We start from the raw sequence: 24262 nt of genomic DNA on the forward strand, positions 1-24262 counted from the left end.
GTTTGGCTTGCAGGAGACCCCCCATGAGCTCGATCAACTACAGCGACAAGATTCCCAACAACGTCAACCTGTCGGAAGACCGCACGCTGCAGCGCGCGCTGGAGCACTGGCAACCCAACTACCTGCAATGGTGGCAGGACATGGGGCCGGAAGGCTCGCACGACTACGAGGTGTATCTGCGCACTGCCGTCAGCGTCGATCCGCAAGGCTGGGCGCAGTTCGGCTACGTCAAGATGCCGGACTACCGCTGGGGTATCTTCCTCAACCCACCGGAGCCCGGGCGCAAAATCCACTTCGGCGACCACCTCGGCGAGGACGCCTGGCAGGAAGTCCCCGGCGAACACCGCGCCAACCTGCGCCGCATCATCGTCACCCAGGGTGACACCGAGCCGGCCAGCGTCGAGCAGCAGCGCCACCTGGGCCTGACCTGCCCCAGCCAGTACGACCTGCGCAACCTGTTCCAGGTCAACGTCGAGGAGGGGCGCCACCTGTGGGCGATGGTGTACCTGCTGCACAAATACTTCGGGCGCGACGGTCGCGAGGAAGCCGAGGCGCTGCTGGAGCGGCGCAGCGGCGACCGCGACAACCCGCGCATCCTGGGCGCGTTCAACGAGCGCACGCCGGACTGGCTGAGCTTTTACATGTTCACCTACTTCACCGACCGTGACGGCAAGTTCCAGCTGTGCGCGCTGGCCGAATCCGGCTTCGACCCGCTGGCGCGCACCACCCGCTTCATGCTCACCGAGGAGGCGCACCACATGTTCGTCGGCGAGTCGGGCGTGTCGCGCGTCATCCAGCGCACCTGCGAGGTGATGAACCAGCTCAAGACCGATGAGCCCGACAAGGTGCGCGCTGCCGGCGTCATCGACCTGCCCACGATCCAGCGCTACCTCAACTTCCACTTCAGCGTCACGATCGACCTCTTTGGCGCCGACCAGTCAAGCAACGCCGCCACGTTCTACACCTCGGGCCTCAAGGGTCGGTACGAGGAGGGCAAGCGCACCGACGACCACCGCCTCAAAAACGACACCTACCGCATCCTGGACGTCGTCGATGGCTGGCTGGTCGAAAAAGAGGTGCCGATGCTCAACGCGCTCAACGAAGTGCTGCGCGACGACTACATCCGCGACTCGGTGAGCGGCGTGGAGCGCTGGAACCGGGTGATCGAAAAGGCGGGCATCCCGTTCCGGCTGCAGGTGCCGCACAAAGCGTTCAACCGCAAGATCGGCACCCTGGCCGGTGTCAAGGTCAGCCCCGATGGCCGCGTCGTCAGCGAGGCCGAATGGAACGCGCGCGTCAGCGAATGGCTGCCCACCGACGAGGACCGGGCCTTCGTGGCCAGCCTGATGGGGCGCGTGGTCGAGCCGGGCAAGTTTGCCAACTGGATTGCGCCGCCGGTGATGGGCATCAACCGCCAGCCGGTGAACTTCGAGTACGTGCGGTTCAACTGAGGGTCAACGATGGACGTCGCCGCCACCGTCGTGCAGCAGCACCTGATCGACCCCGAGATCTGCATCCGCTGCAACACCTGCGAGGCCACGTGCCCGATCGGGGCGATCACGCACGACAGCCGCAACTACGTCGTCGATGCGGACAAGTGTAACGCCTGCATGGCCTGCGTGCCACCGTGTCCGACCGGCGCCATCGACAACTGGCGGCTGGTGCCCCGCGCTCGGCCGTACAGCGTGACCGAGCAGTTGGGGTGGGACGAACTGCCCCCACCGCTGCCCGAGGCCGAGCTGGCCAGTCTGGGGGCGGAGGCAGTGGCGCAGACCGAAGCCTTGCTGGCGCGCGCGGCGCAACCCTCGGTGGCCTCGGCGGCGTTGCAACCCGAGCCGGCTGCCCTCAGCGGCGCCACGCTGGGCGCCACCGTGCCCCCGTGGTCGGCGGCCCACCCCTACGTCAATCTGTACGGGCCGCGCGCGGCGCGCAAGTCGGTGCGCGCCACTTGCGTGGGCAACCTGCGCGTCACCGAGGTCGGCTCCGACTACGACACCCACCACATCGTGCTGGATTTCGGTGCGATGCCGTTTCCGGTGCTCGAGGGGCAGTCGATCGGCATCATCCCGCCCGGCACCGACGCCCAGGGCCGCCCACACCACCCGCGCCAGTACTCGGTGGCCAGTCCGCGCAACGGCGAGCGCGCCGGCCACAACAACCTGTCGCTGACCGTCAAGCGCGTGCTGGCCGACCACCAGGGCAACCCAGTGCGCGGCGTGGCATCCAACTACCTGTGCGACCTCAAGGTCGGCGACGAGGTCGAGGTCATCGGGCCGTTTGGCAGCAGCTTTTTGATGCCGAACCACCCGCGCAGCCACATCGTGATGATCTGCACCGGCACCGGCAGCGCGCCAATGCGTGCGATGACCGAATGGCGCCGCCGTCTGCGGGCCAGTGGCAAGTTCGAAGGTGGGCGGCTGGTGCTGTTTTTCGGCGCCCGCACCCCGCAGGAGCTGCCGTACTTTGGTCCGTTGCAAAAGCTGCCGCGCGACTTCATCGAGGTGCATTTCGCCTTCAGCCGCGTACCGGGGCAACCTCGCCTGTACGTGCAAGATGCGATGCGCGCCCAGGCGGCCACGTTGGCCGAGCTGCTGCGCGACCCCGACGCCTACTTCTACGTCTGCGGCCTGCGGGCGATGGAAGAGGGCGTGCTGCTGGCGCTGCGCGATATCGCGGTCGGCGCCGGGCTGGACTGGGACGTGCTGACGCGCCAGCTGCGCGACGAAGGGCGGCTGCACCTGGAGACGTACTGAACCGGCAAACCCCCGCTGTCGCCAAGGTTGGTGCCTAGCCGCGCGCCGATGCGCTACAGTGCGCCCCGTGGAGACCAAGCCATTGTCGCAGGGGATGCAGGCGCATCCCCACAACGTTGCGGACGGCCAGCCCCCCACGCTGCGCGTGGGGGTGGTGATGCGGCGCGAGCCGGTCAGCGGCCCCATGGCGCGCTGGCAACCGTGGCGCTGGGCACTGGCCGACGTGCAGGTGCTGCAGGCGCCGCCCGGTATCGCGTGTACCCCGTGGCCGGCCGAGTGGCAAACCGGGGCCGCCGTGCCGCTGGAGCCCGAAGCCGGCGCGCCCCCCGGGGTCCAGCACTGGGGCTATGCGCCTTTGAACGTGGCGCTGCACCCGCAGGACGCCGAGGGCTACTTGCTCAACGTGACCGCGCCCGCGCCGTGTTTTTGGGTGCTGTGGCGTGAGCCCGAGATCGACGACGGGTTGGCGCAACCGCTGATCGTCACGCTGAGCTACCACGACGCCGGCCGCTGGCTCGACGCGCAGGAGCGTGTGGATCAGGTCGCCGCCCCGGCCGCGCTGGTGCGCTGGTTGGCCGACTACGCGCAGCGCCACCACCAGCCCGAGCCCAAGCGGCGGGCGCGTCCGGCCAGCTTCCAGCCATTGACCGACCGCTTCGGCCAGCCCGCGCGCATCAGCACCGGCGCGCCGCGTGGCGCTGCAGGAGGGGGCGCAGGATGACGCCGACGGACGAAAGTTTCTGGTCGCGCTGGTCGCGCCGCAAAGCGTTGGCGCGTCAGGGGCTGGTCGAGCCGGCTGAGGCCGACCCGGCACCCGCCGTGCCAGCGGTGGCACCCGACCGCACGGTCACGCCCGACCCCGAGCCAGTGCCACGCCCCGCAGCCGCCCCCGACGCGGCTGCGGACAGCGCCGCGCCAGCCGCCCGCCCAACCCCGGCGCCACCACCTCCACCGACGCTGGAGGATGTGCGCCGGCTCACGCCGCAGTCGGACTTCCAGCCCTTCGTGCGGCCCGAGGTGGCGCCCGAGGTGCGCAACGCCGCGCTGCGCAAGCTGTTCGCCGACCCGCACTTCAACCAGATGGATGGGCTCGACGTCTACATCGACGACTACAGCCGGCCCGACCCGCTGCCGCTGGCGCTGGCCAAGCGCATGGCGGCGGCGCAGGTGATGGGTCTGTTCACCGAGCCTGCGCAAGCCACCCCCAACGCCCCTGCTGCGGTGCCAGCCGTTGCGCAACCGCCCCAGCCGCTGCAGCCCCAGGCGGCGCGGCCCGAGGTGGCTGCGGCGCAGCCGTGGCCGCCCGGTGACCCCACCGCGGAGCGGGGCGCGGCCGGCGACGAGTCCACCACCCAAGCCGATCACCCATGACCGTCCTTGCCTGTACCTGCAACCGCACCCAACCGATCGACGCGCAGGCCCTGCAGGCTGCGCTGCGCACCCCGGTGGTGCTGCACCATGCCCTGTGTCGGCGCGAAGCGTCGAGCTTTCAACGCGCGGCGTGCCACGACGATGAGTTGATCGTTGCCTGCACCCAGGAGCAGCGTTTGTTCACGGAATTGGCCACCGCCACCGAAGGGGTGCCGCCCCCGGACGTGCGGCCGATCCGTTTTGTCAACCTGCGCGAGACCGGCGGCTGGTCGCGCGACGCGCAGCGCGCCACGCCCAAGATGGCCGCGTTGCTGGCCGCCGCGCGCCTGCCCGAACCTGAACCAGTGCCGACCGTGCGCTACGTCAGCCAAGGCCGGTTGTTGATCGTGGGGCCGCTGGAACAGGCGGCGGCGTTGGCCGACCGCTTGAGCGACGTATGGCAGGTGACGCTGCTGGGCACCGGAGGGGCGTTGCCGCAGGTGCACCAGCACCCGGTGTTGGCCGGACGCGTGCGTGCCTTACGGGGGTGGCTGGGTGACTTCACCCTGGAGTGGGTGGACGACAACCCGATTGCGCTGGACCTGTGCACGCGCTGCAACGCCTGCTTGCAGGCTTGCCCCGAGGGGGCGATCGGCCTGGACTACCAGGTGGACTTGAACGTGTGCCGCGCCCACCGCGATTGCGTGCGCGTCTGCGAGGCCCCGGGCGCCATCGACTTTACCCGCAGCCCCGAGGCGCAGCAGGCCACCTTCGACGCCGTGCTGGACCTGCGGCTGCAGCCGGCGTTCACGCAGCACGCGCTGCCGCAGGGGTACGTGCACCTGCCCCCCACACTGGACGCCGAACAGCGGCTGCAGCGCCTGTGGGCGTTGCGCGACCTGGTGGGCACGTTCGACAAGCCGAAATTTTTCCGCTACCAGCAGCGGCTGTGCGCGCACGCTCGCAACGAGCGCGTCGGCTGCCGGGCCTGCGTGGACGTCTGCTCGGCCAGCGCCATCCGCAGCGACGTCGAGCACAACCGCATCGTCGTCGAGCCGCACCTGTGCGTCGGCTGCGGCGCGTGCAGCACCGTGTGCCCCAGCGGCGCGCTCACGTTTGCCTACCCCGATGCCGCCTACCAGGGCCGCGCGATCAAAACCCTGTTGGACACCTACCGTGCCGCCGGGGGACGCGACGCCGTGCTGCTGCTGCACAGCCAGGACGCGGGGCAGCAGCTGGTGCAGGACTGGGGCCGGGCGGCGCGGTTGGATGCGGCGCTGCATGGCGTACCCGCGCGGGTCATCCCATGGGCGCTGTGGCACATGGCCAGCACGGGCATCGAGCTGTGGCTCAGCGCCATCGCCTACGGCGCCAGCCAGGTGGTGCTGTTGCTCACCGACGAAGAGGCCCCTCAGTACCGCGAGGCGCTGCAAGCGCAACTGGCGCAGGCCCAGGCGGTGCTGAGCGGCCTTGGTTACAGTGGGCAGCACATGCACCTTGTCCAGGCACGCGACGCGCGTGACCTGGCCGCGCTCGACGCCACCATCCGCACGCTGCCGCCCGCCCAAGGCGTGGCGGTGGCGGCCACCTACGCGGTGCAGGCGGACAAGCGCGCCACGCTGGAGCTGGCGCTGCAGCACCTGATCGACCACGCTCCAGCGCGACCTGCCGACGACACGATTGCGCTGCCCAGCGAGGGCGCGGCGCTGGGCACGGTGCAGGTGGACCCCGAGCGCTGCACGCTGTGCATGAGCTGCGTGGGTGCCTGCCCCGCCGGCGCGCTGCAGGACAACCCGGCGGCGCCGCAGCTGCGCTTCATCGAAAAAAATTGCGTGCAGTGTGGCCTGTGCGTGCGCACGTGTCCCGAGCAGGCGGTGGCCCTGCAGCCACGCTTGTGGCTGCATGCCCAACGGCGCGAGCCACGCGTGCTGCACGAGCAGCCGCCGTTTCACTGCATCCGCTGTGGCAAGCCGTTTGGCACCCTCAAAGGGGTGGAGACGATGCTGGCGCGGCTGGCCGCGCACCCGATGTTTCAAGGGGCGGCGGCCGAGCGGCTCAAAATGTGCGGCGACTGCCGGGTCATCGACATCCACACACACGCCGACGTGCGCATCACCGACCTGTGAGCACCGCCATGGCCGAACGACCGTTGCCCATGCCCACCCGGGCCGACTTTGACGAAGAACTGGCCCGCGCCGACACCTACGGCCTGCTGGCGGCGTTGCTGTACGCCCCCCCGCCCGAGGCGCTGCTGGCTCAACTGCGGCTGGCGGTGACCGAGCCCCCCGGCGCGGCGCAGGCGTACCTGCAGCCCGCCTGGCAAGCCCTGGTCGGGCAGGCGCGTGCCCTGACCACCGCACAGGTGCACGATGAGTACGACACCCTGTTTGGTGGCGTCGGGCGCCCCGAGGTCTACCTGTACGCGTCACACTACCTGAGCGGGTTTTTGCACGACCAACCGTTGGCGGCGCTGCGCACCGAGCTGGCCGAGCTGGGCCTGACGCGGACCGAAGGCATGGCCGAATCGGAAGACCACATCGCGTACCTGTGCGAGGTGATGCGCTACCTAATCGCTGGCGACGACGCGGCCATCTGCAACCTGGCGCGCCAGCAGGCCTTTTTTGCGCGCCATCTGCACCCCTGGGTGCCGGCGCTGTGCGACGCCCTGCAGCAGCACCCGGCGGCGCGGTTCTATGCCGCAGTGGCGGGCTGGCTGCGCGCCTTCATCGACATCGAAGCGCAGGCGTTCGAGATGGCCGGCTAGACCGAGGCTGCGGCGGACGCCGGCTCGCGCGGCTCGCTGTACAGCCGTACACGGAACACCGCGCCCGGGCGGCCATCGGCGCGTGCGTTGGCTTCCAGCCGCGCGCCGTAGCGCTCCAGCAGCCCTTGGCTGACCCACAGCCCCAGGCCGTTGCCGTTGGCTTTGGTGGTGAAAAACGGCGTGAACAGCCGTGTACGCACCTCGGCGCTCAAGCCCGGCCCGTGATCCCGCACCTCCAGCCACGCCCCCACCACACGGTCGTCCTCAATCCAATCGCCGCTGTCCAGCTCCACCACACCGCCCGGGGGCGACGCTTGCACCGCGTTGACCACCAGGTTGATGATGACCTGCTGCAACTCTTGCCGGTTGCACGCCACCGGCGCCGTGGCATGGTCGTGGCGTTGCAGCGTGATGCCGTGCTGCTGCACCAGCCGCTCGACCAGCACCAGGCAATCGGTGACCACCTCCGGCAGCGCCAGCGGCTCTACGTAGCCCGCGAACTCGGTCGGGCGCGCGTGTTGCAGCAGCCGCGTCACGATCAGACGAATGCGCTCGATTTGCGCGTCGATCAGCCGCAGCTCGGCCTGCACCGGTGCGGCTGCCGGGCCCAAGGTGTCGCGCAGCAGGTCCAGGTTGCCCTGAATGACCGCGACGGGGTTGTTGAGCTCGTGCGCCACGCCGGCGGTCAATTGCCCGATGGTGGCCAGCCGCTCGCTTTTGACCAGCTGTTGCTGCGCCTGCCGCAGCGCGGCGTTGGACTGTTGCAGCTCACGCGTGCGCTCGGCGACCTTGCGGTCCAGCGTCTCGCCCCAGGCACGCAGACGCGCGGTTTGTTCGGCCACCGTGTCCAGCAGCCGGTCCAGGTGCCGGGCCAGCTCGCCCAGTTCGTCGTGCTGCGGCAGTGGGCCCACGCGCGCGTCGGGGTTGCCTTGTTCGACCTGGCGCATCGTGGCGTGCATGCGCTCCACCGGTTGCACCAGTGTGCGTGCCCACCGCAGCGACCACGCCGCGGTGCCCGCCATCACCAGCGCCAGCAGCACCGCTGTGCCGGCGAGCACCCCCAACCGCACCCAACGCAGTGGCGCTTCCAAAAAACCCACGTACAGCATCCCAATGCGCTGCCCGGTGCTGTCCAGCAGGGGTTCGTAGGCGCTCACGTACCAATCGTTGACGACGAAAGCACGGTCCAGCCACGTGCGTCCCTGGCCCAGCACCGCGTCGCGCACCGCCTGCGACACCCGCGTGCCGATGGCACGCTGCTGCCCAAACAGACGCACGTTGGTGCTGATGCGCACGTCGTCCAAAAACAGCGTCGCGGTGCCCTGGCTGCCAAACGGCAGCGCACCTGGCGGGTAGACGACGCGGTTGATGTGGTCGATGAAGTCCAGGTTGCCGTTGAGCAGCAGCCCGCCGTGCAGCACCCAGCCACGCAACGCAGCGTCGGGGGGCAGCGCGGCGCTGGCCAGCATCAGCAGGGCGCGACGCTCGTGGGTGCGCGTGGTGGGGGCGGCGTTGCGCGTGGGCACCAGCGCGATGTCGAGCCGCGGCAGCAGGTGCGGCGCATGCAGCGCGACCTGATCGGGCTGCCACACCTCCAAGCGCGCGCCGCTGCCGCTGCTTTGCGCCGCTGGGCTGTGGGGATCGTGCGGCGGGCGCAACACCAGAAAATCCAGGCCCAGGCGTTGGCGCTCGTGCTCCAACCAATCCTGCACCGCCGCGGGCGCGTGCGCGGGCGGGCGCGGCGGGACGTTGCCTGTCTGCAAGCGCAGGTGCAGCGCGTGCGACTCGGCCACGCTGCGCGTGCCGCTGCCCACCTCCAGCAACACCTGCTCGAAGTAACCACGCGCTACCGCCAGGTCGGCGCGCACCTTGGTGCGCAGCAGCTGGTCGTAGGCGTAGTCGGTCCACAGCGACAGCGCCAGCAGCAGCAGTGGCAGGGCCAAGGCCAACGGCGCCAGCGCCAGCACCAGCACCTTGGCACGCACCGAGCGGCCGAGCCACGCCCGCCAGTGCCGCAGCAGCCTCATCGTGCCGAGCCGTCCTGCGCGGCCCATTCGGCGGCGCGGCGCTCCAGCGTGCGCCGCGAGACCCCCAGCAACTGCGCTGCGCGCGTTTTGTCGCCGCCTACCGAGTCGAGCACCGCCTGGATGTGGCGGCGCTGCAGCGTTTCCAGGTCCAGCGGCTGGCCGGGCGCGCAGGCTGGCCGCTCGCGCAGCGGTGGGTACAGCGCCGACACGTTGACCTCGCCCAGGATCAGGCTGCGCTCGACCCAGTTGCGCAGCTCGCGCACGTTGCCGGGCCAGTGGTACTGCTGCAGCAGCGCCATCGCGTCGGCATCGACCTCCAACGGCGCCACGCCCAGCGCCGGGGCCAGCGTGGCGACAAAATGCTCCACCAGCGCCGGGATGTCTTCGCGCCGCTGGCGCAACGGCGGCAGCTCGATGTCCACCACCCGCAGCCGGAAGTACAGGTCCTCCCGGAAGCGTCCAGCGGCCACCTCGTCGGCCAGCGGTCGGTTGGTGGCGGCGATCACGCGCACGTCCACCGGCACCGTTTGTTGACTGCCCACCGGGCGGATGTGCAGCTCTTCCAACACCCGCAGCAGGCTAGCTTGCACGGCCGGGGGCAGGTCGGCCACCTCGTCCAAAAACAACGTGCCACCCTGGGCGTACACGAACAAGCCGTCGTGCGCCCCATGGGGGCCGCGCGCGTGACCAAACAGCTCGCGCGCCAACAACTCCGGCGCCAGCGTGCCGCATTGCACGGCCACGAACGGCCCCGCCGCGCGCGGGCTGGCGGCGTGCAGCGCGCGCGCCACCAGCTCCTTGCCGGTGCCGGACTCACCTTGCAGCAGCACCGTGCTGGGGGTGGGCGCGACGCGGGCGATCGCGGCGCGCAGCCGCTCAGTGGCCGCCGACACCCCAATCAGCGGCGTGCCCTCCGACCGTGAGGGCCGCGCATGGCGGCGCAGCACGTAGTTTTCGCGCCGCAGCCGCGCGCGTTCGTGGCACTGCCGCACAGCGTTGAGGATTTGCGGCACGCGAAAGGGCTTGAGGATGAAGTCCGACGCGCCGGCGCGCAGCGCTTCGATGGCCGTGTCCAGCGACGCAAACGCCGTGATCAGAATCACTTCGCCCCCATAGCCCTGTTCGCGCAGCGTGTGCAGCCACTGCACCCCGCTGACCCCTGGCAAGGCAATGTCCAGGATGACCAGGTCGAAGCGCTGCGCGCGCATCCACTGCTCGCCTTCTTCGGCGCTGGCCGCGGCGACCACAAAGCGGCAGCGCGGCGCCAGCGTCTTGACCAAAAAGTTGCGCATGCCCGGCTCGTCGTCAACGACCAGGATGGCGCCTTCGGGCCAGCGGCCCTCGGCCAGACCGGAGGCGGAGCCGGCCTCCTGCGTGGGGGGAATGGCCTCGTGAACCATGGCCCCATCATTGTAAAAAACCAAGTGATTTGGTGGGGCATTGTCTCGTTGGCGACACAGTGGGCCCCCGTGATGTCAGCGACAGTTTGTCGCATGCCGCGCGACAAGGTGCCGCCTGGATGTGGAGCAGGTGGCGGCATGCTGGCGCACGGCGGGGTGTCACGTTCGGTGTTGCACCGCAGCATTCATAAGTACATCAGCATGTGTCGATGGTATAGGTTTTGCTAGAGTGAGGGGCGGTGCGCGCCTACCAACGCCGGGCGCGGACGCGTGGCAATGGTGCGTCGCGCGAGGGGGCTGGTCAACGCCTGGGCCTGGCGGTAACGTAATGGTTACCAACGTTCGAGCCACACCGTTTGCCAGTTCCCCGAGGAAACGCGTATGAAGTACGAATCGACCCCCGCACAACCCGGCCGGCGGCGCTGGTTTGCCGCCGCTGGCGCGGTCGGCGCCGCGGCTGCGGCCGCCACGGTGTTGCCGCGTGCGCCGATGCCGGCGGCCGACGCCGCCGCCCAACCCGCACCGCCTCCCCGCCGTGGGGGCGGCTACCAGTTGAGCGCCCACGTCCAGCGCTACTACGACACCACCCGCGTTTGAACCCGCACCGTTCAGGAGAACCGGCCATGCTGCTGAAGCGCACTTCGGACCGCCGCGCCGCCCAAGCGGCCGGCGACGGCGTGTTGATCGATCGTTTACGCCACGGGTTGGCGCGCGCGTTGCCGACCGTCGACCGGCGCGCCTTTTTGCGCCGCAGCGGGTTGGGGTTGGGCGTGGGGCTGGCCGCCACGCAGCTCACGCTGGTGCAGCGTGCCAAGGCCGCCGAGGGCAAGCCGGCGCCCACCGGCCAAGGCAAGGTCGAGGTCAAGCGCACCGTCTGCACCCACTGCTCGGTGGGTTGCGCCATCGACGCCGTGGTCGAAAACGGCGTCTGGGTACGGCAAGAGCCGGTGTTCGACTCGCCCATTAACCTGGGTGCGCACTGCGCCAAAGGGGCGGCGGTCCGCGAGCACGGGCACGGCGAGTACCGGTTGCGCTACCCCATGAAGCTGGTCAACGGCAAGTACCAGCGCATCAGTTGGGAGCAGGCGCTCGATGAGATCGCCGCCAAGATGAAGCAGCTGCGCGACGAGAGCGGCCCGGATGCGCTGTACTTCATCGGCTCGTCCAAGCACAGCAACGAACAAGCCTACCTGCTGCGCAAATTCGTCAGCTTCTGGGGCACCAACAACTGCGACCACCAGGCGCGCATCTGCCACTCGACCACGGTGGCTGGGGTGGCCAACACCTGGGGCTACGGCGCGATGACCAACTCGTACAACGACATGCAATACAGCAAGGTCGCGTTGTACATTGGCTCCAACGCCGCCGAGGCCCACCCGGTGTCGATGTTGCACATGCTGCACGCCAAGGAGCTGGGCTGCAAGATGATCGTGGTCGACCCGCGCTTCACGCGCACCGCGGCCAAGGCCGACGAGTACGTGCGCATCCGCTCCGGCACCGACATCCCGTTCCTGTTCGGCGTGCTCTACCACATCTTCAAAAACGGCTGGGAGGACAAGGCCTACATCCAGGCGCGCGTCTACGGCATGGACAAGGTGCGCGAGGAGGTGCTGGCCCAATGGACGCCCGACAAGGTCGAGGAGGCCTGCGGTGTCAAAGAGGAGCAGGTCTTCAAAGTGGCCAAGATGCTGCACGAAAACCGCCCCGGCACCATCGTGTGGTGCATGGGGCAGACGCAGCACAGCATCGGCAACGCGATGGTGCGCGCCTCGTGCATCCTGCAGCTGGCGCTGGGCAACATCGGCGTGTCCGGTGGCGGGGCCAACATCTTCCGTGGTCACGACAACGTGCAGGGCGCCACCGATGTCGGCCCCAACCCGGACTCGCTGCCGGGGTACTACGGCTTGGCCGCAGGCGCGTGGAAGCACTTCGCCACCGTGTGGGGCGTGGACTATGAGTGGATCAAGTCCCGCTACGCCGAGGGCATGATGGAAAAACCCGGCATCACGGTGTCGCGCTGGATCGACGGCGTGCTGGAGAAAAACGAACTCATCGACCAGGGGCCCAACCTGCGCGGGGTGTTTTTCTGGGGCCATGCGCCCAACTCGCAGACCCGCGGCCTGGAGATGAAAAAGGCCATGGACAAGCTGGACCTGCTGGTGGTCATCGACCCGTACCCGTCGGCCACCGCGGCGATGGCGGCGATGCCGGGCAAGCCCGAAGACCTCAACCCCAACCGCGCGGTGTACCTGCTGCCCGCGGCCACGCAGTTCGAGACCAGCGGCTCGTGCACGGCGTCCAACCGGTCGATCCAGTGGCGCGAAAAGGTCATCGAGCCGCTGTGGGACAGCCGCACCGACCACATGATCATGTACCAGCTGGCGCAGAAGCTGGGCTTCGACAAGGAGCTGGTCAAGAACGTCAAGCTGCAAAAGGTCAAGGGCATGGACGAACCCGTGCCCGAGGACATCCTGCGCGAGATCAACCGTGGCGTGTGGACCATCGGTTACACCGGCCAGAGCCCGGAGCGGCTGAAGGCCCACATGCGCCACATGCACGCCTTCGATGTCAAGACGCTCAAATGCAAGGGCAAGGTGGTCGACAAGGAAACCGGCTACGACCTCACCGGTGACTATTTCGGCCTGCCCTGGCCGTGCTACGGTACGCCCGAGCTCAAGCACCCGGGCTCGCCCAATCTGTACGATACCTCCAAGCACGTCATGGAGGGCGGCGGCAACTTCCGCGCCAACTTCGGTGTCGAGCGCGACGGCGTGAGCTTGCTGGCCGAAGACGGCTCGCACTCCAAGGGGGCCGACATCACCACCGGCTACCCCGAGCTGGACCACATCCTGCTCAAAAAACTCGGCTGGTGGGACGAGCTCACCGAGGAAGAAAAGAAAGCCGCCGAGGGCAAGAACTGGAAGACTGACCTGTCGGGCGGCATGATCCGCGTGTTCATGAAGAACCACGGCTGCCACCCGTTCGGCAACGCCAAAGCGCGCGCCGTGGTGTGGAACTTCCCCGACCCGATTCCGCAGCACCGCGAGCCGATCTACGGCAACCGGCCGGATCTGATCGCCAAGTACCCCACGCACGACGACCAGAAGAACCGCTGGCGCCTGCCCATCCTGTACAAGACGCTGCAGCAAAAGAACGTCGAGGACAAGCTGCACGAAAAATTCCCGCTCGTGATGACCTCCGGGCGGCTGGTCGAGTACGAAGGCGGCGGCGAGGAGACCCGCTCCAACCCGTGGCTGGCCGAGCTGCAGCAGGAGATGTTTGTCGAAATCCATCCGGCCGCGGCGGCCCAGCGCGGCATCCGCAACGGCGACCGCGTCTGGGTGACCACGCCCACGGGTGCGCGCATCAACGTGCAGGCCCTGGTCACCCCGCGCGTGGCCGAAGACCATGTCTTTTTACCCTACCACTTTTCGGGCCGCTGGCAGGGGCAGGACATGCTGGCGTACTACCCGCAAGGCGCCGCGCCCCTGGTGCGTGGCGAAGCGGCCAACACCGCCACCACCTACGGCTACGACATCGTGACCATGATGCAAGAGACCAAGACCACGATCTGCAACGTGGAACGCGCCTGAGGAGCAGACCATGGCCCGCATGAAATTCATCTGTGATGCCGAGCGTTGCATCGAGTGCAATGGCTGCGTGACCGCGTGCAAAAACGAGCACGAGGTTCCCTGGGGCGTCAACCGCCGCCGCGTCGTGACGATCAACGACGGTGTGCCGGGCGAACGCTCGATTTCGGTGGCGTGCATGCACTGCTCCGACGCGCCGTGCATGGCGGTGTGCCCGGTACAGTGCTTTTACCGTACCGAAGAGGGCGTGGTGCTGCACGACAAGGACATCTGTATCGGCTGCGGCTACTGCAGCTACGCGTGCCCGTTCGGCGCACCGCAGTTTCCTGGCGAGGGCACGTTTGGCGTGCGCGGCAAGATGGACAAATGCACCTTCTGTGCCGGCGGTCCCGAGCCCAACGGCAGCCAGGCCGAGTTCGAAAAATACGGCCGCAACCGCCTGGCCGAGGGCAAGCTGCCAGCGTGTGCCGAAATGTGCTCGACCAAGGCGCTGCTGGCTGGCGATGGTGACGTCATCGCCGACATCTTCCGTACCCGCGTGATCCAGCGCGGCAAGGGTGCCGAGGTGTGGGGCTGGGGCACGGCCTACGGCACACAAGCCAAAGCGGGGGTCTGACACCATGCGCCGCACCCTCGCCATCCTTTCGATGACCGCCGCGGCCGCGTGGCTGCTTGCAGCGTGCGGTGAGCGGCCGCAGACCGCCAGCGGCAGCAAAGCCGACGCCGCCCCCTACACTGGCACGACGGCGCCCGCCTACGCCGCGGCCCAGTGGCCGGCGGGCGACCGCAACGCCTGGGCGCAGCAGTTGCGCGCACGCACCCAATACGGGCAAAACGAGTACAGCCGCCCCAGCGGCACCCACCCCTGAACACCGTGGAGGGCAGGCCATGAACGCAAGATCCATCGCCGCATCGCGCGGCCGCTGGCGCGGTGCGCTGGCCGCCGTGGCGCTGATGTTGGCGGCCAACGCCAGCGCCCAGCAAGCCCCGGCCGCCACGCCCGAGGCGGTACCCAAGGCGCCCGTGTTGGTCGACGCCGCCCAGGAGCCGGGTTACGCCAGCCAAAGCAACGCCGAGCGCCAGCGCGTGCAGCCCGGCAACAACGCGCCCGTGTGGCGCCAGGTCGGCCAAGGGGTGGAGGGGACGGTCAACTTCCCGTACCGGGAGTACGGTGTGCTGATCCAACCCACCGTCAGCTACCCTGGCGCGGCCACCACCAACGCCGGTGAGGCGTGGCGGCAAGTGCGCAACCGCGTCATCATCCCCTACGGCGGTTCGCTGGTGCTGATTGCCTTGCTGGCGGTGGTCATCTTCTACTTCACCAAGGGGCCACTCAAGCTGCACGCGCCGCCAACCGGGCGGCGCATCGAGCGCTTCACCCCGCTGGAGCGCGCTGCCCACTGGGCCAACGCCGCGGCGTTCGTGGTGCTGGCGGTCTCGGGCCTGGTGATGGCGTTTGGACAGTACATCTTGCGCCCCATCATCGGCGCCACGCTGTTCGGGTGGCTCACCTACGCGCTGAAAAACCTGCACAACTTCGTCGGGCCGCTGTTCCTGGTGTCGCTGCTGATCATCATCGTCACCTTCGTGCGCGACAACCTGCCGCGGCGCGAGGACTGGGTCTGGCTGGTGCGCTTCGGTGGTCTGCTGGGCGACCAGGGGGTGCCCTCGCACCGCTTCAACGCGGGTGAAAAGGTGGTGTTCTGGCTGGGCGTGTTCGTGTTGGGCCTGGTGGTGGTGGGCTCGGGCCTGGTGCTGGACAAGCTGCTGCCCGGCATCGAGTACCTGCGTGCCCAGATGCAGGTGGCGCACATGATCCACGCCAGCGCCGCGTTGGTGATGATCGCGCTGTTCATCGGCCACATCTACATGGGCACGGTCGGCACCGAAGGCGCCTACGCCGCGATGAAAACCGGCTACGTCGACGAAACCTGGGCACGCGAGCACCACGCCCTGTGGTACGAAGACATTCAAGCCGGCAAAATCCCCGCGCAGCGCAGCGCGCCCGCCGAGGGCTCGCCGAGCCCCGTGCGCGCCTGAGCCGATCGTCCCCGCAGGCAGGAGAGACCGCACCATGAAACTGCGCACCCCCCTCGTCACCAGCATGTTGTTGGCCATGGTGGCCGGCGCGGCGTGGGCCAAGTTGCCCACCCCGCCGTTGACCGACGAGCAAAAAGCGGCGGCCGAGCTGGCCAAAGCCAAGGCCGCGCACCAGGCCAAGGTCGACGCCTACCAAACCTGCATGGCCGCCCAACGCGCCGCCGACCATTACTTCAAGACCCACCCCCAGGCGACCCGGCCAAGCAACGCACCGGCGTGCACCGATCCAGGCCCGTTTGCGGCGCCGGGCGCCGCGCCTGCGCCCGCCGCGGCGGGTGCACCCAAAAAGTCCTGACCGCCTACCGCGGGGTGAGCCACCATGTGGTTGCACGAACCCACGGCCTTCGGTGCGGCGCTGGCGCCAGCCGGCTGCCCGCCCAGGTTGTCGCAGGCCGCAGCGCCGCTGACGCGCGCGGTGGAGGTGATCAACGAGTTTGGTCAGCGCCGCACCATGCACATCCCGGCCGAGCGTGGCCTGACGGTGTACGTGGACAAGCGCGAGCTGGTCACGCTGATGACGCTGGGGGCGCACCCCGAGTGGCTGGTGCTGGGTTACCTGCGCAACCAGCGCCTGCTGGACGGCCCCGAGCAGGTGGAGTCGATCACGGTGGATTGGGACGTGGGCGCCGCCGCCGTGCGCACCCGCGGTGGGGTGACCGGTTGGGCCGAGCGCACCGCGCAGCGCATCGTCACCACCGGCTGCGGACAGGGCAGCATGTTCGGCAGTCTGATGGAGCAATTGGCCAGCGTGCGCGTGCAGGCGGCCGAGCCGCTGCGCCAGTCGCAGCTCTACGCCATCTTGCGCACGGTGCGCGAACAGGATTCGGTCTACAAACAGGCGGGCTCGGTGCACGGCTGCGCCCTGTTCCGCGGCGAGGAGCTGCTGCTGTTCGTCGAGGACGTGGGGCGTCACAACGCCGTCGACACCATCGCCGGCTGGACGTGGCTGCAGGGCGAGCAGGTTCTTCGCGGCGACGACAAGGTCTTTTACACCACCGGTCGGCTGACCAGCGAGATGATCATCAAGGCCGCCCAGATGGGCATTCCCGTCGTCGTGTCGCGCAGTGGCATCACCCAAATGGGGCTGGAGGTGGCCCAGCAGGTCGGCGTGTGCGCCATCGGCCGCGCCACCCACACGCGCTTTCTGTGCTACACGCACCCGCACAGGCTCGTGTGGGATACTCCGCTTTCATGAACGCTTCTCCATCGCTGCGACAAGTCCACGTCATCGACCACCCGCTGGTGCAGCACAAGCTGACGCTGATGCGGCGCAAAGACACCAGCACCAAGACCTTCCGCCAACTGATCCACGAGCTCAGCGCGCTGCTGGCCTACGAGGTCACGCGCGACATGCCGATGCAGGAGGTCGAGATCGAAACCCCGCTGGAAAAGACCACCGGCCGCGTCATCGACGGTAAAAAGACCGTGCTGGCCTCCATCCTGCGCGCCGGCAACGGCTTTCTGGACGGCATGCTGGAGGTGCTGCCCAGCGCGCGCGTCGGGCACATCGGCCTGTACCGCGATCCGGCCACGCTCAAGCCGGTCGAGTATTACTTCAAAATGCCCTCCGGCATGGACGAGCGTGACGTCATCGTGCTGGACCCGATGTTGGCCACCGGCAACTCGGCGGTGGCCGCGGTGAACCTGCTCAAGCGCCTGCAGCCGCGCTCAATTCGCTTCGTGTGTCTGGTGGCCTGCCCGGAGGGCATCGCCAACTTCCACGCCCACCATCTGGACGTGCCCATCTACACCCCGGCGGTGGACCGGGGTCTGAACGAGCACGGCTACATCGTGCCGGGCCTGGGCGACGCGGGTGACCGCATCTTCGGAACCAAGTAACCGGCGCTGCGATCCCACCGCGTGTGACCGCTGCCCCTGCCTCCCCCCTTGCGTTGGCGCGCGCGCCCTCGGCGTGGGCGCTGGGCGTGCGGGCGCTGTGGCGTGATGCGCGCGCCGGCGAGCTGACCGTGCTGGCGTTGGCCATCGTGTTGGCGGTGGCGGCCTTGGCGGCGGTGGGCTTTTTCGCCGACCGTCTGCAAGCCGGCCTGCAGCGCGACGCGCGCCAGCTGCTGGGCGGTGACTTGGTGCTGCGCAGCGACCATGCGCTGGCGACCGAGTACACCGCGCAGGCCCAGGCCTCGGGCTTGCGTGTGACCGAACACTGGACCTTCCCCACGATGGCGCGCGCCGACGCCGCCCAAGGCGGCGAGGTGCGGCTCGTGTCGCTCAAGGCGGTGCAGCCTGGCTACCCACTGCGGGGTGAGCTGCGCACCAGCACCGACCCGGCTGACCCCGACGGTCAACCCGCCGGGACCATCCCCGCGCCTGACGAGGTCTGGGTCGACGCCGGCTTGCTGGACGTGCTGGGGCTACGTCTGGGTGACGCGCTGTGGTTGGGGGAGCGCTCGTTCACCGTCACCCGGGTCATCACCTACGAGCCCGACCGCGGCGCCGGTTTTCTGACGTTCGCGCCGCGCGTGCTCATCAATGCCGCCGCGTTGTCTGACACGGGGCTGGTGCAGCCGGCCAGCCGCATCCAGTACCGGCTGGTGGTGGCGGGTGACGACGCCGAAGTGCGCCGCTACCGCGCGTGGCTCGAACAGCGCCTGCGCGAGGGTGGCGAACGCGGCACCCAGCTCGAAAGCCTGGAAGGTGGCCGTCCCGAGCTGCAACAAACGTTGCAGCGCGCCGAGCAGTTTTTACGTCTGGTGGCGCTGCTGGCCGCGTTGCTGGCGGCGGTGGCGGTGGCGGTGGCCTCACGCCATTACGCCCAGCGTCACTTGGACGACTGCGCGCTGCTGCGCGTGTTGGGGGTGGCGCGGCGCACGGTGGCGCGTGCGTACACCGTGGCCTTCGGGCTGGCGGGCCTGGCCGCGGCGCTGCTGGGGGTTGCGCTGGGCTGGGCGGTGCACTATGCCTTTGCCTGGTGGCTGGGGGGCTTGCTGCAGGTGGCGTTGCCGCCGCCCGGCTGGGCGCCGGTGGGCCTGGGGTTGGGCGTCGGCATGGCGCTGATGGCCACCTTTGGGCTGCCGCCGGTGTTGCAGCTGGCGCGCGTGCCACCGTTGCGTGTGCTGCGCCGCGACGTCGGCCCTGCGCGACCGGCCACGCTGGCGCTGGTGGCGATCGGCGCCGCGGGCCTGGGCGCGTTGTTGATGCTGGCGGCCCAGGACCTGCGGCTGGGCGTCATTGCCGTGGGGGGGCTGACGGCGGCGTTGGCGGTGTTCGCCGCCGCGGGCTGGCTGGTGCTGCGGCTGCTGCGTGCTGCGCTGCGCCGTGGCGGGCCGCCGTGGTGGGTGCTGGCCACGCGCCAACTCACCGCCCGCCCGGGCCTGACGGTGCTGCAGGTGGCCGCGTTGGCCGCGGGGCTCATGGCCTTGCTGCTGTTGGTGTTGCTGCGCACCGACCTGATCGACAGCTGGCGTGCCGCCACGCCACCGGATGCGCCCAACCGCTTCGTCATCAACATCCAGCCTGACCAGGCGCAGGATTTCCAGCGGCACCTGCACAACGCGGGCGTCACCCGCTACGACTGGTACCCGATGGTGCGCGGGCGGCTGGTGGCCATCAACGGCCGCGCCGTGCGGCCCGAAGACTTCGACGGCGCGCGCGCCCAACGGCTGGTCGAGCGGGAGTTCAACCTGTCGTACAGCGCCGAGCGGCCGCCCCACAACCCGATCGCCGCCGGCCGCTGGCAAGCGGGGGAGGCGGGGGCCCTCAGCGTTGAAACCGGGCTGGCCGAGGAGTTGGGTCTGGCGCTGGGCGACCGCCTGACCTTCGACATCGCCGGGCAGTTGCACGAGGCGCGCATCACCAGCCTGCGGCGTGTGGACTGGGCATCGATGCACGTCAACTTCTTTGTGTTGTTTCCGCTGGCGGCCATGCCGCCGGAGGTGCCCTACACGCACATCGCGGCGTTTCGGGCGCCGGCGCAGCCGGGGTTCGACCGCGCGTTGCTGGCACGCTTTCCCAACGTGACCAGCGTGGACACCAGCGCCGCCGTGGCCCAGGTGCAGCGCATGCTGGGGCAGGTGATCGCGGCGGTGGAGTTTTTGTTCTTGTTCAGCCTGGCCACGGGTGCGGTCGTGCTGCTGGCCACGGTCGGCACCACCCGCGTCGAGCGCGAGCGCGATTACGCCGTGCTGCGTGCACTGGGTGCGCGTGCGGCCCTGTTGCGGCGCGTGCAGCGCACCGAATTGGCCGGTGTGGGGGCGTTGGCCGGGACGCTGGCCGCGCTGGCGGCGCTGGCCATCGGTGCGGCGCTGGCGCAGTGGGTGTTTCGCTTTGCATGGCAGCCGGCGTGGTGGTTGGCGCTTGCCGGGGCCGTGGCGGGGGCCGGGCTGGCCTTGGCCGCAGGGTGGTGGACGCTGCGCGGCGTGCTGCACACGCCGGTCGTGCAAACGCTGCGGCAGGTCGCAGACTGAGGCCAAGGCTTGGGGTGGCAGCGTACGTCAGGCGCGGCCGTGGCTGGCTGTGCGCAACAGCACGATCAACGCGCCCGCGCCACCGTCGGCGGGGCGCGCCTGCACAAACGCCAGCACCTCACTCTTTTGCACCAGCCAGCTGTGCACGCGGCCTTTCAGCACGGGCGTCTTGCCTGGTGAGCCCAACCCCTTGCCATGCACGACACGCACGCAGCGCAAGCCCTGGCGGTGTGCGTCGCGGATAAACCCGCCCAGCCGCTCGCGGGCTTCGTCGGTGCGCAGGCCGTGCAGGTCCAGCTCGGCCTGGATGGCCCACTCGCCACGGCGCAGACGGCGCACCACGTCCGGCCCCAACCCGGGCCGGCGAAAGCTCAGGTGTTCGTCGGTGTGCAGCAGGGTTTCGGCGTCGAAGGCGTCGCTGAGCGCTTCGCGCATCACCGCGCGCTCGTCGGCTTGACGCTGGCGCGGCAAGGGCAGCGGTGTGGGCCGCTCGGCGATGGCCCGCCCGTGGGGCCGCAGCGGCCGCACGGGTCCCACCGCGCGCTCGAACAGGGCGCGATCACGCACCGCGCGCTCCTGGGCGGCGCGCTGGGCGGCGGCATGTTCGGCGGCACGGCGCTGCATTTCCTGGCGCAGCCGCTTCAGATCGGCAAGGCTGTGCACTTTCATCGCGACACGCATGGTAACGCGCCCCGTGGGGGGCTGAGCCTTGGCGCGGGATCACACCAGGCCGCGCTGAGCCATCGAGGTGCAGCCCCCCTGCGTCACCACCAAATGGTCCAGCACACGGATATCCAGCAGCCCCAACGCCTGCCGCAAGCGCTGGGTCAGGGCCACATCCGCCGCCGACGGTTCGGCCGCCCCACTGGGGTGGTTGTGGGCCAGGATCACCGCCCCGGCGCCGTGGTGCAGGGCGCGCAGCGCCACCTCGCGCGGGTACACGCTGGTTTGGTCCAGCGTGCCCCGAAACAACTCCTCCAGCGCGATCAGCCGGTGCTGGTTGTCCAAAAACAGCACGGCAAACACCTCGTGCCCGCGGTCGGCCAGTTGCAGCCGGAGCACGTCGGCCACCGCCGAGGGCGAGTCCAGCACCGGCCGCTGGCGCAAGCCTTCCGCCAGGGCGCGGCGCGCCAGCTCGAACACCGCCAGCAGCTCGGCGCGTTTGGCCGGCCCCAATCCCTTGGTGCGCGCCAACTGCGCCGGCGTGGCCTGCAGCAGACCGCGCAGGCCACCGTGCTGCGCCAACAGCGCCTGGGCGAATTGCAGCACCGGCTGGCCACGCAGCCCGGTGCGCAGCAGCAGCGCCAGCAGCTCGGCATCGGCCAGCGCCTGAGGGCCGCGGGCCAACAGCTTTTCGCGCGGGCGTGCTTCGGGTGGCATGTCTCGCATCGTGGTTTCCTCCCTGGTCCGTACAATGCGCGCATTGTGAACCAAGCCGTCCACACCCCAGGGCCCGACACCGCGCCGGCGCGCGTGGCCCCAGATTCGTTCGTCACGTTGCACTACCGCTTGGCGGGTGCCGATGGCACCGTGCTGATCGACACCTTCGCGGCCCAGCCGGCCACGCTGTCGCTGGGCAGCGGCGAGCTGGCCCCAGCGCTGGAGCAATGCCTGCTGGGGTTGGCCGAGGGCGACGAGGCCACGTTCGAACTCCCCCCGGGGCAAGCGTTTGGCGCGCGCGACCCGGCCAAGGTGCAGTGGGTGGCGCAGCGCCTGCTGCAGCAGTTGGGCGCCCCACCCGAGGGCTTTGCCGTGGGCGACGTTGTGCAGTTCCCCACCCCCGACGGGCAGGGCAGCTACGCTGGCACGGTGCGCGCGGCGCGCGACGACGGCGCGCTGTGCGTGGACTTCAACCACCCGCTGGCGGACCAGGCCGTGCGCTTGACCGTGCGCATCATCGGGGTGCTGTGAAATGGCTGCGGTGCAAGAAGTGTGGCTGGCCGAGCCGCGCGGCTTTTGCGCCGGTGTGGACCGCGCCATCGACATCGTGGAGCGTGCGCTGGCCAAGTTCGGCGCTCCCGTTTATGTGCGGCACGAAATCGTGCACAACCGCCACGTTGTGGCGGACCTGCGTGCCCGTGGGGCGGTGTTCGTCGAAGACCTGGACGATGTTCCCCCGGGGGCGGTGCTCGTGTTCAGCGCGCACGGGGTCAGCCGGGCGGTGCAAGCCGAAGCGCAGCGCCGTGGCTTTCGCATCTTTGATGCCACCTGTCCTTTGGTCACCAAGGTGCACGTCGAAGTGGCCAAGCTGCACCGCGAGGGGTACGAATTCTTTCTGATCGGCCACGCCGGCCACCCGGAGGTGGAAGGCACGATGGGCCAGGTGGACGGCGGCATCCACCTGATCGAAACCCTGCATGACGTGGCGCGCGTGCAGCCCAGCCAGACCGAGCGGCTGGCGGTGGTTACCCAGACCACGCTCAGCGTGGACGACACGGCCGAAATCCTGGCTGCGCTGCGGGTGCGTTTTCCGGCCCTGCGCGAACCCAAGCAGCAGGACATCTGTTACGCCACGCAAAACCGCCAAGACGCTGTCAAGACGCTGGCACGGCAGGTGGACGTCGTCATCGTCGTGGGCAGCCCCAGCAGCTCCAACACCAACCGTCTGCGCGAACTGGCCGAGCGCCTGGGCGTGCACACCTACATGGTGGACGACGCCAGCCAGTTGCGCGACGAGTGGCTGGCCGACGCCCCGCGCGTGGGCGTGACGGCGGGCGCTTCAGCACCCGAAGCGTTGGTGCAGGGCGTGGTACAGCGCCTCAAAGCCCTGGGCGCCACCGCCGTGCGGCGCATGACCGGCCCGGTCGAAACGATGCGTTTTCCGCTGCCCAAAGGCTTGAAAGTTTGACGCAAGGGCACGTTGCCCGCGTGTTGTTGGCCCGCAACGGTAGCTTGCCCGGGGCCCGGGTGGTGCTGCGCTTGACAAGCTTGTGAAACCACCCAATGTGGCTGGCCTTTGGTATCCTTGATGCACAATGGGAGAGCAACAACACCGATCCGTATTGCTGGCCGTGACAGGGCTCAGTCCACAGGTGGTGACCGAAACCCTGTACGCGCTGGCGCAAGAAAAGAATCCAGACGCGATACCCAGGGAGGTTCATTTGATCACCACCGCCGAAGGGGCCGAACGCGCACGGCTGATGCTGCTGTCGGAATCGCCTGGGTGGTTTGAGCGGTTGCGCGGTGACTGGGCTTTGCCGCCCATCGCGTTCGACGAAGCCCACATCGATGTGCTGCGCGACGGCAACGGTCAGCCGCTCAGAGACGTGCGGACGGCGCAAGACAACCGTGCTGCGGCTGACCAGATTGCCGATTGGGTACGTCGGTTGACCGAAGACGAGCACAGCACCTTGCACGTCAGCTTGGCGGGAGGGCGCAAAACCCTCGGTTTTTTTGCCGGGTATGCTCTCAGCTTGTGGGGCCGCTCTCAAGACCGGCTCAGCCATGGTGCCTGGGAGAGCGGGACCTGGTGGTGCCGTGGGCGTACCTGGGTGCTGTGATGGGCCGGTGTGTGTCAACCCGGGGCGCCATGGCAGGGCGGCTGCCCCTTGCCGAGGAGGTGATGCTGCGCATGCACCTGGTCGGTTTGAGCGCATGCTTGAGGATGTATCAGCGCACGCACACGAGCGAATAGGACGCGTGCCCGGCGGCGCGTTGGCGTCGACCCGGGCCGCTCGGCCCTTGAAAAACAAAAAGCCCACCGAGAAAGTGGGCTGCGGTCTTCCATAGCTTGGCTCCCCGACCTGGGCTCGAACCAGGGACCTACGGATTAACAGGCCGAGTACAGACACCAACAGGCACCAATATACACCAGCCATAGACGGGTGCAAAGCATGGCCAGACGTTTGAGCCTCGTC

22 protein-coding genes are annotated in these 24262 nt (G+C 69.1%); 18 read left to right on the forward strand and 4 right to left on the reverse strand.

Translation table 11 applies throughout. The features are described 5' to 3' along the window. The first annotated feature begins 23 nt into the window (after window positions 1-23). The 6 genes from boxB (at window position 24) to Taqua_RS05720 (ending at window position 6867) form a co-directional block, all read left to right on the forward strand. Window positions 24-1451: a benzoyl-CoA 2,3-epoxidase subunit BoxB gene (gene boxB, locus Taqua_RS05695; protein WP_144325543.1), complete on the forward strand. Its 1428-nt coding sequence runs from the start codon at window positions 24-26 to the stop codon at window positions 1449-1451. A gap of 9 nt (window positions 1452-1460) precedes the next feature. After that, window positions 1461-2753: a benzoyl-CoA 2,3-epoxidase subunit BoxA gene (boxA, locus tag Taqua_RS05700; protein WP_144325545.1), complete on the forward strand. Its 1293-nt coding sequence runs from the start codon at window positions 1461-1463 to the stop codon at window positions 2751-2753. A 94-nt stretch (window positions 2754-2847) separates the two neighbouring features. Next, a complete protein-coding gene (locus Taqua_RS05705; RefSeq protein ID WP_144325588.1) occupies window positions 2848-3474 on the forward strand; it encodes a DUF3305 domain-containing protein in 627 nt (208 codons plus the stop codon). Then, on the forward strand, window positions 3471-4124 hold the full coding sequence (locus tag Taqua_RS05710) for a DUF3306 domain-containing protein (protein WP_144325547.1): 654 nt from the start codon (window positions 3471-3473) through the stop codon (window positions 4122-4124). Before Taqua_RS05705 ends, Taqua_RS05710 begins: the two co-directional genes overlap by 4 nt. Further along, window positions 4121-6229, forward strand: coding sequence for a 4Fe-4S dicluster domain-containing protein (locus tag Taqua_RS05715; RefSeq protein ID WP_144325548.1), 2109 nt, complete (start codon window positions 4121-4123; stop codon window positions 6227-6229). The genes Taqua_RS05710 and Taqua_RS05715 overlap by 4 nt, the downstream gene beginning before the upstream one ends. Before the next feature lie 8 nt (window positions 6230-6237). Further along, complete coding sequence (locus Taqua_RS05720; RefSeq protein WP_144325550.1) at window positions 6238-6867, forward strand: TorD/DmsD family molecular chaperone; 630 nt, start codon at window positions 6238-6240, stop codon at window positions 6865-6867. Here Taqua_RS05720 and Taqua_RS05725 read toward each other — a convergent pair. Together Taqua_RS05725 and Taqua_RS05730 are read right to left on the reverse strand one after the other, a co-directional pair. After that, window positions 6864-8894 (reverse strand): sensor histidine kinase, encoded by a 2031-nt coding sequence (locus Taqua_RS05725; RefSeq protein WP_144325552.1) that lies wholly within the window; start codon window positions 8892-8894, stop codon window positions 6864-6866. The genes Taqua_RS05720 and Taqua_RS05725 overlap by 4 nt on opposite strands. Continuing rightward, entirely contained in the window at window positions 8891-10294 is a 1404-nt protein-coding gene (locus Taqua_RS05730; protein ID WP_144325554.1) for a sigma-54-dependent transcriptional regulator, read from the reverse strand. Before Taqua_RS05730 ends, Taqua_RS05725 begins: the two co-directional genes overlap by 4 nt. A 381-nt stretch (window positions 10295-10675) precedes the next feature. Between Taqua_RS05730 and Taqua_RS05735 the strand changes: the two genes are divergently transcribed. The 9 genes from Taqua_RS05735 to Taqua_RS05775 are packed head-to-tail and all read left to right on the forward strand — an operon-like array spanning window position 10676 to window position 20405. Next, on the forward strand, window positions 10676-10891 hold the full coding sequence (locus Taqua_RS05735; protein ID WP_144325556.1) for a formate dehydrogenase: 216 nt from the start codon (window positions 10676-10678) through the stop codon (window positions 10889-10891). A 26-nt stretch (window positions 10892-10917) separates the two neighbouring features. Beyond that, on the forward strand, window positions 10918-13887 hold the full coding sequence (locus tag Taqua_RS05740) for a formate dehydrogenase subunit alpha (protein WP_144325558.1): 2970 nt from the start codon (window positions 10918-10920) through the stop codon (window positions 13885-13887). A 10-nt stretch (window positions 13888-13897) separates the two neighbouring features. Continuing rightward, window positions 13898-14500, forward strand: coding sequence for a formate dehydrogenase FDH3 subunit beta (fdh3B, locus tag Taqua_RS05745; protein ID WP_144325560.1), 603 nt, complete (start codon window positions 13898-13900; stop codon window positions 14498-14500). 4 nt (window positions 14501-14504) lie between these two features. Then, window positions 14505-14753 (forward strand): hypothetical protein, encoded by a 249-nt coding sequence (locus Taqua_RS05750; RefSeq protein WP_144325562.1) that lies wholly within the window; start codon window positions 14505-14507, stop codon window positions 14751-14753. Between the two features lie 19 nt (window positions 14754-14772). Continuing rightward, a complete protein-coding gene (locus tag Taqua_RS05755; RefSeq protein WP_144325564.1) occupies window positions 14773-15924 on the forward strand; it encodes a formate dehydrogenase subunit gamma in 1152 nt (383 codons plus the stop codon). A 34-nt stretch (window positions 15925-15958) separates the two neighbouring features. Beyond that, a complete protein-coding gene (locus Taqua_RS05760) occupies window positions 15959-16279 on the forward strand; it encodes a hypothetical protein (RefSeq protein ID WP_144325566.1) in 321 nt (106 codons plus the stop codon). A 24-nt stretch (window positions 16280-16303) separates the two neighbouring features. Further along, window positions 16304-17179 (forward strand): formate dehydrogenase accessory sulfurtransferase FdhD, encoded by an 876-nt coding sequence (locus Taqua_RS05765; protein ID WP_144325568.1) that lies wholly within the window; start codon window positions 16304-16306, stop codon window positions 17177-17179. Then, complete coding sequence (gene upp, locus Taqua_RS05770; protein WP_144325570.1) at window positions 17176-17823, forward strand: uracil phosphoribosyltransferase; 648 nt, start codon at window positions 17176-17178, stop codon at window positions 17821-17823. The genes Taqua_RS05765 and upp overlap by 4 nt, the downstream gene beginning before the upstream one ends. 23 nt (window positions 17824-17846) lie before the next feature. Beyond that, complete coding sequence (locus Taqua_RS05775; RefSeq protein WP_246094635.1) at window positions 17847-20405, forward strand: ABC transporter permease; 2559 nt, start codon at window positions 17847-17849, stop codon at window positions 20403-20405. 27 nt (window positions 20406-20432) lie between these two features. Here the strand turns inward: Taqua_RS05775 and Taqua_RS05780 are convergent, their stop codons facing one another. Together Taqua_RS05780 and radC are read right to left on the reverse strand one after the other, a co-directional pair. After that, the gene (locus Taqua_RS05780; RefSeq protein WP_246094636.1) at window positions 20433-21074 is read right to left on the reverse strand and encodes a Smr/MutS family protein; all 642 of its coding nucleotides are present in this window, start codon (window positions 21072-21074) and stop codon (window positions 20433-20435) included. Between the two features lie 51 nt (window positions 21075-21125). Then, window positions 21126-21794 (reverse strand): RadC family protein, encoded by a 669-nt coding sequence (radC, locus tag Taqua_RS05785; protein ID WP_144325574.1) that lies wholly within the window; start codon window positions 21792-21794, stop codon window positions 21126-21128. 36 nt (window positions 21795-21830) lie between these two features. Here radC and Taqua_RS05790 point away from each other — a divergent pair, with 36 nt between their 5' ends. From Taqua_RS05790 to csm6, 3 genes are all read left to right on the forward strand, one after another. Next, window positions 21831-22316 (forward strand): FKBP-type peptidyl-prolyl cis-trans isomerase, encoded by a 486-nt coding sequence (locus Taqua_RS05790; protein ID WP_185969570.1) that lies wholly within the window; start codon window positions 21831-21833, stop codon window positions 22314-22316. 1 nt (window position 22317) lies between these two features. Then, complete coding sequence (ispH, locus tag Taqua_RS05795; protein ID WP_144325576.1) at window positions 22318-23253, forward strand: 4-hydroxy-3-methylbut-2-enyl diphosphate reductase; 936 nt, start codon at window positions 22318-22320, stop codon at window positions 23251-23253. A 127-nt stretch (window positions 23254-23380) separates the two neighbouring features. Next, the gene (gene csm6 / locus Taqua_RS05800) at window positions 23381-23905 is read left to right on the forward strand and encodes a CRISPR-associated ring nuclease Csm6 (RefSeq protein WP_144325578.1); all 525 of its coding nucleotides are present in this window, start codon (window positions 23381-23383) and stop codon (window positions 23903-23905) included. Window positions 23906-24262: the final 357 nt, after the last annotated feature.

This window comes from Tepidimonas aquatica (assembly GCF_007556585.1).
GTDB classification, from domain to species: Bacteria; Pseudomonadota; Gammaproteobacteria; order Burkholderiales; family Burkholderiaceae_C; genus Tepidimonas; species Tepidimonas aquatica.